Genomic DNA, 12,150 nt, shown 5'->3' with positions numbered 1-12,150 from the left:
TACATATTCGGTCGTCATGCTCTATCAACTGCACGAACTGACCCGCAACCTGCTCGCCCCGTGGGTGCACCAGGCCCAGGCCAACGCCAAGTTCTTCGCCAACCCGGGCCATTGGTGGTCGCAGATGCCCGGTGCCGATCGCCTGGCGGCGGTCAATGAACTCTTCCATCGCATCGGCAAGGATTACGAGAAGCCCGAGTGGGGCATCAACGAAATCGAGGTCGAAGGCGAGCGCGTGCCGATCGTCGTGCACGAGGAAGTGAGCAAGCCGTTCTGCAAGCTGCTGCGCTTCAAGCGCCACAGCAATGAAGCCGACCAGCTGCACACCATGCTCAACCAGCCGTTCGTGCTGGTGGTGGCGCCGCTGTCGGGCCACCACGCCACGCTGCTTCGCGATACCGTGCGTACGCTGCTGCGCGACCACCGCGTGTACGTCACCGACTGGGTCGACGCGCGCATGGTGCCGTCCAGCGAAGGCGAGTTCGGGTTGGATGACTACATCGCCTACATCCAGGAGTTCATCCGCCACCTCGGCGTGGAGCGCCTGCACGTGGTGAGCGTGTGCCAGCCGACCGTACCGGTGCTGGCTGCGGTTTCGCTGATGGCCAGCCGTGGCGAACCGACGCCGCGCACGCTGGTGATGATGGGTGGCCCGATCGATGCGCGCTGCAGCCCGACCGCAGTGAACAACCTGGCCACGCAGAACCCGCTGTCGTGGTTCGAGAACAACGTCATCCACACCGTGCCGGCCAGCTATCCGGGTGCCGGTCGTCGCGTGTACCCGGGCTTCCTGCAGCACGCCGGCTTCCTGTCGATGAACCCGAGCCGCCACTTCAGCTCGCACTGGGATTTCTACACCGACCTGGTCAAGGGCGACCTGGAAGACGCCGACGCGCACCGTCGCTTCTACGACGAGTACAACGCGGTGCTGGACATGCCGGCCAAGTACTACCTGGACACCATCCGCGTGGTGTTCCAGGACTTCCTGCTGCCGCGTGGCGAGTGGGTGGTGAACGGCGAGAAGGTCGATCCGTCGGCAATCCGCGATACCGCGCTGCTGAGCATCGAAGGCGAGCTGGACGACATCGCCGGCCTTGGCCAGACCGAGGCGGCGCAGGCGCTGTGCACCGGCATCGCGGCCGATCGCCGCGAGCATTTCATCGTCGAAGGTGCGGGGCACTACGGCATCTTCAGTGGCCGTCGCTGGCGCGAAGTGGTGTACCCGAAGGTGCGTGATTTCTTCGCCGCGCATGCCGAAGCACCGGCGGCGAAGGCTACGAAGAAGAAGAGCAACGTCACCCCGTTGCGCCGGAAAGCGGGTTGATTCCCGGCAGGGGTCGGAGCCCTTTCCAACGGAAAGGGATCCGACCCTTGGCCTGTTACAACCGCACCAGCAGGTTCTTGGCGATCAGCCCGTGCAGCTTGCCGATGCCACGGGCCATGTGCAGGGTCAGCACCAGCAGCAGCGCGCCGGCCGCGGCCAACGTGATCGCCACCAGCGGCGAGGCCGCCATCGGCAGTACATTCACGTCGTTGATGTACACGCCCGGGATGTCACCACTGAAGATCGCCGCGACCGGCGCCCAGATCAGGCTCAGCGACAGCGAGAGCAACGTCACCGCGATGGTGAAGTAGATGATGCCCAGCGGCAGCATCAGCACGAAGTACAGCAGGGTCAGCCAGGTGCGCCCGTCGGTGAACATGTCGCCGATGCGCTGCAGCCAGGTGCGGCTGCGGTCGGTGTAGCGCGGGCGGCGCGGCATGCGCTCGCCCAGCAACGCTTCCACCAGCCGACCTTCCAGCAGCGCCAGCCCGCGCACCGAGCCGAAGAACAGCACGGTCAGCGGAATGCCGACGATCAGGATCAGCAGGCCGAGCGACAGCGACAGGCCGGTCACCACCCAGGTGAAGAAGAAGATGCCCGTGGCCAGCGACAGCAGCATGTAGAACAGCGCGCCGTAGGTGTGCGGATCGGCCACCACGCCGAAGAAGCGCGCCAGCAGCGAACGCGGCACCGGTGCCGGCGGCGGTGCGGCCGGCTCGACGCCACTGGCTTCGGCCGCCGCACGCAGCACCGGCGCGGTGTCCGCACGCGGCGTGCGCAGCGCGCGATTCACCGTCACTTCGGTCTCGCGGTAGATCTCGGCCACTTCATCCGGGGCGCCATAGCTGCCGGCCACGTCGGCGATGACCTCGGCTTCGCTGCGGCCGGGCTGCGCCGCCAGCTCCGAGCGCAGGTATTCCTCGGCGTCATACAGCGCGTCCTGCACCATCGCCGGGTCGGCGCCTTCCAGCGCCGCCCGCAGCTGCGCCAGGTACTGCGGGATGGTCGTGGGCAGGGCGCGGCCTGCCAGGCTCGGGTCGTTCATTGCGGTACCCCCTCCAACACGGAATCGACGGAATCGCGGGTGGCCTGCCAGGCCTGGCGCCACTGCGCCAGCACTTCGCGGCCGCGTTCATTGATGCGGTAGTAGCGGCGCGGCGGACCGCTGCTGGACGGCTCCACGTGGCTTTCCAGCAGGCCGGCGCCCTCCAGGTTGCGCAGCACCGGGTACAGCGCACTCTGCTTGCCGCTCAGCACGCCCTCGCCCACCCGCTCCAGCTCCTTGGCAATGAGGTAGCCGTACAGCGGCTCCCCGGCCCGGGCCAGCACCGCCAGCAGGGCCAGCGATACCGTTCCGGCGCTGAGCTCCTTCTGGAACTTCTTCAGGTGGACATCGTCCTCGGACATGACCGGCCCTCCACTACGTTGAAGTCCACAGTAGTGCGAAGTTCGGTATAGCGAATGTGTCGTTAGTCACTCTGCCGGTTGGCGCGACTGCGCGGCTCGCGCAGAATCGAAGCCTCGTTCATGTTCCGGGGTTCCCATGCCGCACCGCCGTTGCCTTGTCCTGACCGCCCTCGCCCTGTCCTGCCTGCTGCCCGCCCTCGCCAGCGCGGCCACGCCCTACCGCAGCCCGCAGCAGATCCTCGACGCCTCGGCGGCCAGCGACTGGCGCACCCCGGACCCGGCCAACCTGCTGTACATGGACCTGCCGGCCGGTCGGGTCATCATCGAGCTGGCACCGCAGTTCGCCCCGCGCCATGTCGCCAACATCCAGACCTTCGCCCGCGAGCATTTCTGGGACGGCACCAGCATCTACCGTTCGCAGGACAACTTCGTGGTGCAGTTCGGCGATGCCGACGCCGATGATGCGGCCAAGGCCAAGCCGTTCGGCAGTGCCGCACGCAAGCTGCCGGCCGAGTTCGAGCGCGCCAGCGCCGGCCTGAAGGTCAGCGTGCTGCCGGACCGTGATGGCTGGGCCGCGCAGACCGGTTTCGTCGACGGCTTCCCGGTCGGCCAGGACCCGCAGGCCGGCAAGGCCTGGCTGGCGCACTGCTACGGCATGCTGGGCGCGGGCCGCAGCAACGAAGAGGACAGCAGCATCGGCGCCGAACTGTACGTGGTGACCGGGCAGTCGCCGCGCCAGCTGGACCGCAACATCACCCTGGTCGGTCGCGTACTGAAGGGCATGGAGCTGCTCAGCGCGACGCCGCGTGGGCCGGCGCCGATGGGCTTCTACACCGACCCGACGCTGCGTACGCCGATCGTATCGATCCGCCGCGCCAGCGACGTGCCGGCGGCCGAGCGCACGCCGATCCAGGTACTGCGTACCGATTCGAAGACCTTCGCCGATACGGTGGAGGCGCGGCGCAATCGCGTGGATGATTTCTACAAGCGTCCGGCCGGGCATATCGATCTGTGCAATATTCCGGTGCCGGTGCGGTGATGGTTTCCTGCGCGTGACGCGTGCTGAAGGTGCTTCCCTGTTCATGGGCGTCACTTTTCTTTTCGCGCGAAAAGAAAAGTAACCAAAAGAAACGCGCCGCCAGGTCGCGAGCCGCCGTGCTTCGCACGTCGGTCCCCTGCGCTTCTCGGTGAATCAGGGGACGGTGCCGAACTCGCTGCGCTCAGACATCGGCACCTCTTCGCCCCTGATTCCCCTGCGATGCTCGGCTCACTCAAGGCGGACCCAAGGTCAAGAGCCACAGCTGCACGACGATGCTTGGTAGTGCCGGGCCGGGCCCGGCGAGCGAAGCGACCGTTTCTGCCTTTGATCTTGGATCCGCCTTGAGCGAGCCGAGCACCGCAGGTCCGGCGAGGGCGAAGAGGCGCGGGTGTCTGAGCGCAGCGAGTTCCCGCGCCGTCCCTCGACGGGCCGAGGAGCGCAGGGTACCGGTGCGCAGCACCGGCTCGGGACCTGGCGGCGTGTTTCTTTGGTTACTTTCTTTGCACGAGCAAAGAAAGTGACACCCATGAACAGTGAAGCACCTTCAGCACGTGCCACGTGCAAAAACGCCTCAGCCCTTCTGACTCACCGCCACGCTACCCAGAATCAACGCGCCCGCAATCAGCATCTGCAGCGTCACCGGCTCACCCAGGAACAACCACGCAAACGCCGCGCCGAACAGCGGAATCAGGTAGGTCACCGTCGACGCACGCGACGGGCCGATGCGGCCGATCAGGCGGTAGAACATCAGGAACGCCAGGCCGGTACAGGCGACGCCCAGCGCGATCGCTGCGCCCCAGGCCTTCAGTGGAATCGCCGCCTGCGGCCAGTGGGTCACCGCCATCGGCAGCATCCACAGCGAGGCACACGACAGCGTTGCAGCAGCGGCCGCGGCCGAGGGCAGGCCGGTCATGTGCCGCTTCACCAGGTTCACGCCGAGGCCGTAGAGCAGCGAGGCCGCCGCACCGGCCAGCACTGCAGTGCCGATGCTCAGGCCCGAGACCTTGGCCGTGGCCAGGACCACCACGCCGGCGAAGCCGACCAGCAGCGCGCGCACACGGCGCATGCCGATCTTTTCACCGAAGAACAGGAACGCGATCAGCGCGGCGAACAGCACGGTCATCGCATTGCAGATCGCACCGATCGCGGCCGGTGCCTGCTCGGCCGCGTAGGCGAACAGCACGAACGGCAGCGCCGAGTTGATCAGGCCGATCGGTGCCAGCCACAGCCAGCGCCGTGGCGGGAACTGTGCGCGGGCGCGCCACAGGAACGGCAGCAGCACCAGCGCACCCAGCACCAGCCGAAGCTCGACCAGCGCGAACGGGCCGAACGAGGGCACCGCCACCCGCATGAACAGGAACGAGCAACCCCAGATGGCGCCCAGCAGGGTCAATTCCAGCGGCGTGCGCCAGTCGCGCTCGGCCGCCTGTGGGACCGCATTCATGCCCTGCCTCCGTCCATCGTCTGTTCCTGGTCAAGGCGTACAGGATCAGGCGCAGACGCCCGCCGCACAAGCGCGTAGTATCGCTGCCAGCCACAAGTATGGTTTGAGGCTGGACATGCAGCTACGCCCTTCCCTGCTCCCCGCACTGGCCGTGTTCGCGGTCGCCGCGCGCCACCAGAACTTCGCCCAGGCCGCGCAGGAGCTGCACCTGACCGCCAGCGCGGTCAGCCATCACGTGCGCCGCCTGGAGGAGGTGCTCGAGACCCGGTTGTTCCTGCGCCACGCCCGCGGCGTGCGCCTGACCGCCGAGGGCCGGCAGCTGGCCGATGCCGCCAGCGCGGCCTTCACCGACGTTGCGGCGGTGGCCCACCACCTGCATCCGGATGCCGACAGCGTGCCGCTGCGGATCACCACGCTGCGCTCGCTCTCCTACTGCTGGTTGCTGCCCCGGCTGCCGCGCTTCACCCAGGCCTATCCGCATATCCGCATCGAGCTGCACACCGGCAGCGGCCTGGATCGCTACGACGACAACGGACCGGAAGTCGGCATCCGCTACGGGCTGGGCCAATGGCCGGGCCTGCGTGCGCAGCACCTGATGGATGACTACCTGTTCCCGGTGGCCTCACCGGCGCTGGCCGGGGTCGAAACGCTGCTCGATCCGGCGCGCATCGCCGACCTGCCGCTGCTCACCGACCTGTCACCGCAGGGCTGGCGCGACTGGTTCCGCCACGCCGGCGTGCGCCCCCCGTCGCCGCTGCCACCGATGCACACCTTCGCCGACAGCACCGATGCGATGCGTGCGGCGGTATATGGCATGGGCGCGGTGCTGGCGCGCACCCACATCGCCCAGCCCTACCTGCAGCGTTACGAGGTGGTGCGCCTGCCCGGCCCCGCACTGAAGGCGCGCTACGCGTATCACGTGGTGCACGCCGAGGGACAGCCTCCCAGCCCCGCCGCACGCCTGTTCATCGACTGGTTGCTGGAACAGGCGCAGGACGAGCGCACGCCGGTTCCGGCGTTGCCGGAAAGCCTGCTCGGCCGCCCGGCCACGCTTGCCTGACTTCGCCCTCACCCGTTCTTTGCCCGATGCTGGCTAGGCTGCGTGCACCTCCACAACGTACCTACGCCATGGCCATGCTGCGACTGCGCATCACCGGAACCGAAGACGACGCCCGTGCCATCAGCGACCTGCTGCTCGGCCTGGACGGCATCGAACATGTCGAGGAAATCGACGACCTGATGCCACACATGGACGACGACGATTCCAGTTCGGCCGGGCTGTCCGACGACATCGGCCCCGGCATCCATGAGCTGGAAGTGGAAGTCGGCAATGAAAGCACCGCGCAGAAGGTACGCGACGCCGTGCAGGAGCTGGCGCTGGAGCTGGATGTGTTCGTCGAGTACGAGACCGACGAGGGCTGATGCCGGCCGGCGGCCGGCATCAGCCTTGACCTCAGACGTTGGGCGGCAGCGTGCGGCGGCGGCGACGCCACCACGCGCGGGCCCCCCAGGCCACGACCAGGGCCAGCACGCCCACCGGCAGCAGGGCCGCCACCGCGCGGATCAGGAACGCGATGCTGCTGCCGAGGATGCCGCCCGATTCGCTCAGCGCCTCGCCGATCTCGCTGCGGCTGCGCTGGCCAGAGGTGGTCTCGAAGTGCAGCGTCACCAGCTGGGTATCGATGCGACGACGCTGCTGCGCGGCGTCCTTGTTGGCCTGCTCGACGCCGGCCTCGATTTCCGACAGGCGCGTGGTGATCGCCATCAGGTCTTCGATCTTCAGGTCCTTGCGGTCCTGGTAGGACAGCAGACGGGCGTGTTCCTTCTCCAGCCGCGCCTTGGTCAGCGCCGTGTCCGCCACGGCCTGTGCCAGATCCTCGGCGCGGGTGGTGCGCGACTGCAGCGTGCCGCCCTCACCGGCCATCGCGATCAGCGGCTCGGCGCCCTTCGGCGCGATGCGCACCTTGACCTCCCCGCTGGGTTGCTCGCCACTGCGCTGGTCGACCTGCAATACCGCGCAGTCGCCGAACTTCGCGCTCTGGCAGGCCTGGGCGATCTGCTGGATGCGCGGTGCGATCTTCGCCGCCTCCAGCTGCACCTGCACGTCATGTTCATAGGCCAGGAACGCACCTTCCGGCGACGCGACCGCCGCTTCGGCGGCCGGGGCGCCCGCATCGGCGGCCATGTCGCCCTGCTTGGCGCAGCCCGCCAATGCCAGCAGCACCACCGGCATCGCCAGACTCCGCGTCCAGGCGCGCGCGCCCGTCACAGTGCGGCTCCGTTATACGAAGTGACCGAAAGACCGGCCAGATCCACCTGCGGTACGCAGCGCACGTTCACCGCCACCATCGGCGTGCCGGTACGCGGGTCGACCGCCTCGCTGTAGGGTGCGATGCCGCACGTGCGGCAGTGGTGATGGTCGATGTGGGCCTTGTTGAAATGGTAGGTGGCTACGTCCGCCGGATCGGTGACCAGCTCGAACGCCTCACGCGGGGCAAACCACAGCAGGCCGCCGCGGCGGCGGCACAGCGAGCAGTTGCAGTCGAGGACGTCGCTGATCGGCGCCTCGGCCTGTACGGTGAATGCGATCCTGCCGCAATGGCAGCTTCCCTGGTATTGCATGTCCTGCGCTCCGCTGGAGGGTCCTTGTCTGTATCCATGGTAATCCTATGGCACGGGGACAAAGCAGCCCCAGGGCCCTATGCTCGGGGTTTGCCCCTGTACAGGAACGCCGATGCGCCCGCATCTTCTTGCCCTCGCCCTGGTCGCTGCGCTGGCCGGTTGCCAGCCAGCCGACGCCCCGACCACCGCTGCCGCCCCGGCCGCCGGCCAGCAGGCCGCTGACGCGGCGGTCGACGCCGCCTTCGCCGATCTGTCCAAGCGCGCGCTGGACACCTGGATGCAGCTGTCGCCGGTCAGCGCCACCCAGATCGGTGACCACCGCTACGACAGCGAACTGGACGACCTGAGCGTCGCCGGCCAGCAGAAGACCGTGGACGCCTACAAGGCGTTGCTGGGCGAGCTGGACAAGATCGATGTGGCCAAGCTGGGCCGCGAGAACCAGGTGGACGCGGCGATCCTGCGCAAACAGCTGCAGTCGGAAATCTGGAACGCCGAAGTGCTGCAGTCCGGCAAGTGGGACCCGCAGCTGTACAACGGCGTCGCCGGCAGTGCGATCTATGGCCTGATGGCGCGCGAGTTCGCGCCGCTGCCGGAACGCCTGAAGTCGGCCACCGCGCGCATGGAAAAGCTGCCGGCGATCTTCGCCCAGGCGCGCGAGAACCTGGATCCGGCCCGCGTGCCGAAGATCCACGCCGAGACCGTGGCCAAGCAGAACAAGGGCATCCTCAGCATCGTCGATACCTTCATCACCCCGCACATCGGCGAACTGCCGCAGGCCGACCAGCAGCGTCTGCAGGCGGCCATCGAGGGCCTGAAGAAGGCGGTGGACGAGCAGCAGACCTGGCTGGACAAGACCCTGGTACCCAATGCCAAGGGCGACTTCCGCATCGGTGCGGAAAAGTACGACCAGAAGCTGAAGTTCGCGCTGAACTCCTCGCTGTCGCGCCAGCAGATCGGTGAGCGTGCGCGCGCCGAACTGACGCGCGTTCGCCAGGACATGTACGGCATCGCGCAGACCGTGCTGAAGGACAAGCCGGGGGCGCCGGAGATGCCGGCCCAGCCGACCGACGAGCAGCAGCAGAAGGCAATCGAAGCCGCGTTGGAACTGGCCTACGCCGACAAGCCGGCTCGCGACAAGGTGGTCGACGACGCCAAGGCCGCGCTGGCGCAGTCCACTGCATTCGTGCGCGAACACGACCTGATGACCCTGCCCGGCGCGCCGGTGGACATCATCCTGATGCCGGAATTCCAGCGCGGCGTGGCCGTGGCCTACTGCGATTCGCCGGGCCCGCTGGACAAGAACCTGAAGACCTTCTACGCCGTGTCGCCGATTCCGGACGACTGGAACGAGAAGCAGGTCGACTCGTTCCTGCGTGAGTACAACTCGCGCATGATCCACCTGCTGAGCATCCACGAAGGCACCCCGGGCCACTACCTGGAAGGCTGGCACTCGGCCAAGTTCCCCTCCACCCTGCGTGCGGTGCTGCGTTCGGGCCTGTTCGCCGAGGGCTGGGCGGTCTACACCGAGCGCATGATGCAGGAGCAGGGCTACCTCAACAACGACCCGCTGTTCCACCTGGTGCAGCTGAAGTTCTACCTGCGCACGATCTCCAACGCGATCCTCGACCAGGGCGTGCACGTGGACAACTGGGATCGCGAGAAGGCGATGCACCTGATGACCCACGATGCGTTCCAGCAGGAAAGCGAAGCGGCCGGCAAGTGGGTGCGTGCGCAGCTGACCTCGGCACAGCTGCCGACCTACTTCGTCGGCGCGCAGGAACACTTCGACACCCGCAAGGCGGTGCAGGAGAAGCTGGGCGACAAGTTCAACCTCAAGGCCTACCACGACCAGATGCTGTCCTACGGCGCACCGCCGGTGCGTTTCGCACGCCAGCTGATGCTGGACCAGCCGATCGAGTGATCGGGACGGTGTGAGATGAAGCGGAGCGGCCCGGGGAAACCCGGGCCGATCTGTTTGTGGGGGATCGCCAGGCCATCTCCGCATCACGTGCCGGCAACATGGCCAGGCGCATCGTTCGCCGGATTCCCCCTTCCGCCGGTTTCCAATGTCTCTCCCCTTGCTTCGCCTCGCCCTGCTGTCCACGCTGCTGGCCAGTGCGGGTGCCTTCGCCGCCTGCCCCGCGCCGCCGCCCGGCCAGCCGGACATCCGCGCGCTTGGCTACTACACCGACAAGGTCGGCTCGGTGATCGACCCGGCACTGCAGCAGCAGAACAGGGACGCCACTGCACCGCTGGACCGCTATGCCGCCGACGTGGCGCGCATGAGCGATGACTACCTGCGCGACGGTGACTCGGCAGCCGCACAGTGCACGCTGAACTGGCTGGGGGCGTGGGCCGACGATGGCGCCATGCTCGGGCAGATGATCCGGGTCAACAACGATCAGTCGTTCTACATGCGGCAATGGATGCTCGATGCAGTGGCGATGGCCTACCTGAAAGTGCACGACCAGGCCGATGGCCGCCAGCGTGCGCGCATCGATCCCTGGCTGCAGAAGCTGGCACGGGCCAACCTGGGGTACTGGGACAACCCGAAACGGCGCCGCAACAACCACTACTACTGGGGCGGCCTGGGCGTGCTGGCCACCGGACTGGCCACCGACGACGATGCGCTGTGGCAGGCCGGCCACGCCGCGTTCCAGAAGGGCATCGATGACATCCAGGACGATGGCAGCCTGCCGCTGGAGATGGCCCGCGGGCAACGGGCCCTGCACTACCACGACTACGCATTGGCGCCACTGGTGATGATGGCCGAGCTGGCGCGTCTGCGCGGCCAGGACTGGTATGCGAGCAGGGATCACGCGATCGACCGCCTGGCGCGACGGGTCATCGAAGGCAGCAGGGACCCTGCATGGTTCAACCAGCACACCGGCGTTGCCCAGTTGCCCCTGCAGGCCAGCGGCTGGGTCGAGTTCTACCGCCTGCGCTCACCGGATGGCGGCGTGTTCGACGCCGCGCATGCGCGCGGACCGTTCCACTCGCCACGGCTGGGCGGCGACCTCACGCTGATGGCCGCGCAGGGCATCGTGCGCACACCGCTGCGATAGCCCTCTGTTTCAGTTCCAGCGAAGGCCCCGCTGCAGCAGGTGCTTGAACTGCGCAGGGCTGCAGCCCTGCCGATTGCAGCCTGGCAAGGACAGCACGACGCGCCCCGGCGGCTGCGCCTCGGTCAGCGGCACGGCATCGCGTAGCTGCGCGGAGGTCGGATAGACGTAGGCCAAGCGGAACCGCTCGCCACCGCTCCGGCGGTCACGCCAACGCTCGAACTGCAGCAGGCCACCAATGGGCGTCTTCTCGTACTGCCCTGGCAGCCGGTAGTCACCGATTCCCATTGCGGCCAGCACCGAACCGATGTTCGAATCGTGGCCGACCAGCAGGCTCACCTTGGGCGACGCCGGATCGTCGAACAAGGCATCGAGCTCCGCCAGCAGCGGCGCGGCCACGTCCCGTGCCACGTCAGGGGTGCCAAACAGGATGTCCTGGTAGCCGTTACGGATCTGCGCCAGCGCCTGCCATTGGCGTTCCGCGTTCAAGCGGCCCCAACCTTCGCGCGGAACGCCACTTCCCTGGTAATGCTCCATCAGCAGGGCATCGACCAGACCGCTGGCCAGTGCCAGTGAACCCGAAGCGCGTGGCTCCTTGCCCGGCTCCGCACTGAAGGTCGTGTCGGCCAGCGTCAGATGGCAGTCGCTGCGCCCCGCACAGGCCGCCGACTGCGGGTAGAGGGTGATCGCCTCCACTGCGGACAGTGCCGGTGCCAGATCTGCTGCGGCCAGCGCCTGCTGCATTGCCGCCAGCGCGCGCTTGCGGAAGGCCGCGTCGTCACGGTGGATCACCGGATTGAACAACGGATCCATCGTGCCCAGCGCCCTGCGCTGCTCGACCTCCACATGACAACCCGGGAATGCGCCGGCAACGAAGAACTGCGCGGTGGCCTGGGTGCGCTGCAGGCTGTTGGCATGGGCGTGGAAGTCAGCCCGCTGCGGGCAACCCGACCCCGGCAGCAGCTGCGCCTGGCGCACCCACTGGCCGATGTAGCGGCCCATGTAGACCTCCAGCACGCCGCCCTTGGTGGTCAGCTCGCCGGGGCTTACGTCCCAGCGTGTCCAGTGCTCTGGCGTGGCATGGGCCAGGGCGCCCGACGCGACCACCGGCGCGCGCAGGTTGTGGCGGCTGAGCAGGACGACCTGCTCGAGCTGTTCGCCTTGCACGGGTGCCGTCGCCGCGGCTGCGGCCGTTGTGGCCAAACCAAGTGCCAGCAGCAGTGGGCGCAGGCATCGGATCATGCAGGTCTCC

Annotated in this window: 12 protein-coding genes; 6 read left to right on the top strand and 6 right to left on the bottom strand. The window is 67.7% G+C overall.

The features are described from left to right. Positions 1-16: 16 nt before the first annotated feature. Positions 17-1,324, top strand: a complete 1,308-nt coding sequence (locus tag AC5P9I_RS10480) for a polyhydroxyalkanoate depolymerase (RefSeq protein ID WP_049464378.1) — start codon at positions 17-19, stop codon at positions 1,322-1,324. Positions 1,325-1,379: 55 nt separating this feature from the next. On the opposite strand, the gene AC5P9I_RS10475 is transcribed toward AC5P9I_RS10480, so the two are convergent. Both AC5P9I_RS10475 and AC5P9I_RS10470 read right to left on the bottom strand, forming a co-directional pair. Next, positions 1,380-2,369: a sensor domain-containing protein gene (locus tag AC5P9I_RS10475; RefSeq protein ID WP_049464376.1), complete on the bottom strand. Its 990-nt coding sequence runs from the start codon at positions 2,367-2,369 to the stop codon at positions 1,380-1,382. Next, positions 2,366-2,731, bottom strand: coding sequence for a PadR family transcriptional regulator (locus AC5P9I_RS10470; RefSeq protein ID WP_004150914.1), 366 nt, complete (start codon positions 2,729-2,731; stop codon positions 2,366-2,368). The genes AC5P9I_RS10475 and AC5P9I_RS10470 overlap by 4 nt, the downstream gene beginning before the upstream one ends. Before the next feature lie 136 nt (positions 2,732-2,867). On the opposite strand from AC5P9I_RS10470, the gene AC5P9I_RS10465 reads away from it, so the two are divergent. Beyond that, positions 2,868-3,770 carry a peptidylprolyl isomerase gene (locus tag AC5P9I_RS10465; protein ID WP_049464374.1) on the top strand — a complete coding sequence of 301 codons (903 nt, stop codon included), beginning with the start codon at positions 2,868-2,870 and terminating at the stop codon, positions 3,768-3,770. Positions 3,771-4,341: 571 nt separating this feature from the next. Here AC5P9I_RS10465 and AC5P9I_RS10460 read toward each other — a convergent pair. Further along, positions 4,342-5,214 carry a DMT family transporter gene (locus tag AC5P9I_RS10460; RefSeq protein ID WP_495217361.1) on the bottom strand — a complete coding sequence of 291 codons (873 nt, stop codon included), beginning with the start codon at positions 5,212-5,214 and terminating at the stop codon, positions 4,342-4,344. A gap of 115 nt (positions 5,215-5,329) precedes the next feature. Here AC5P9I_RS10460 and AC5P9I_RS10455 point away from each other — a divergent pair, with 115 nt between their 5' ends. Then, positions 5,330-6,274 (top strand): LysR substrate-binding domain-containing protein, encoded by a 945-nt coding sequence (locus AC5P9I_RS10455; RefSeq protein ID WP_049470180.1) that lies wholly within the window; start codon positions 5,330-5,332, stop codon positions 6,272-6,274. A gap of 68 nt (positions 6,275-6,342) precedes the next feature. Continuing rightward, positions 6,343-6,636 (top strand): hypothetical protein, encoded by a 294-nt coding sequence (locus tag AC5P9I_RS10450; protein WP_049470178.1) that lies wholly within the window; start codon positions 6,343-6,345, stop codon positions 6,634-6,636. Between the two features lie 31 nt (positions 6,637-6,667). Here AC5P9I_RS10450 and AC5P9I_RS10445 read toward each other — a convergent pair whose 3' ends face one another. Further along, positions 6,668-7,447, bottom strand: a complete 780-nt coding sequence (locus AC5P9I_RS10445) for a DUF4349 domain-containing protein (protein ID WP_049441426.1) — start codon at positions 7,445-7,447, stop codon at positions 6,668-6,670. 32 nt (positions 7,448-7,479) lie between these two features. Continuing rightward, positions 7,480-7,836, bottom strand: a complete 357-nt coding sequence (locus tag AC5P9I_RS10440) for a GFA family protein (protein WP_049470176.1) — start codon at positions 7,834-7,836, stop codon at positions 7,480-7,482. Positions 7,837-7,948: 112 nt separating this feature from the next. On the opposite strand from AC5P9I_RS10440, the gene AC5P9I_RS10435 reads away from it, so the two are divergent. Together AC5P9I_RS10435 and AC5P9I_RS10430 are read left to right on the top strand one after the other, a co-directional pair. Further along, positions 7,949-9,757: a DUF885 domain-containing protein gene (locus AC5P9I_RS10435; protein WP_130768556.1), complete on the top strand. Its 1,809-nt coding sequence runs from the start codon at positions 7,949-7,951 to the stop codon at positions 9,755-9,757. Positions 9,758-9,902: 145 nt separating this feature from the next. After that, entirely contained in the window at positions 9,903-10,901 is a 999-nt protein-coding gene (locus tag AC5P9I_RS10430; protein ID WP_088475791.1) for a polysaccharide lyase, read from the top strand. A gap of 9 nt (positions 10,902-10,910) precedes the next feature. Here AC5P9I_RS10430 and agp read toward each other — a convergent pair whose 3' ends face one another. Next, positions 10,911-12,140: a bifunctional glucose-1-phosphatase/inositol phosphatase gene (gene agp / locus AC5P9I_RS10425; RefSeq protein ID WP_088475790.1), complete on the bottom strand. Its 1,230-nt coding sequence runs from the start codon at positions 12,138-12,140 to the stop codon at positions 10,911-10,913. Positions 12,141-12,150: the final 10 nt, after the last annotated feature.

It is taken from the genome of Stenotrophomonas sp. YJH_SMC_29, assembly GCF_059371235.1.
Note: the sequence above shows the minus strand (reverse complement) of the source record. Positions and strands in the feature narration are given on the sequence as shown.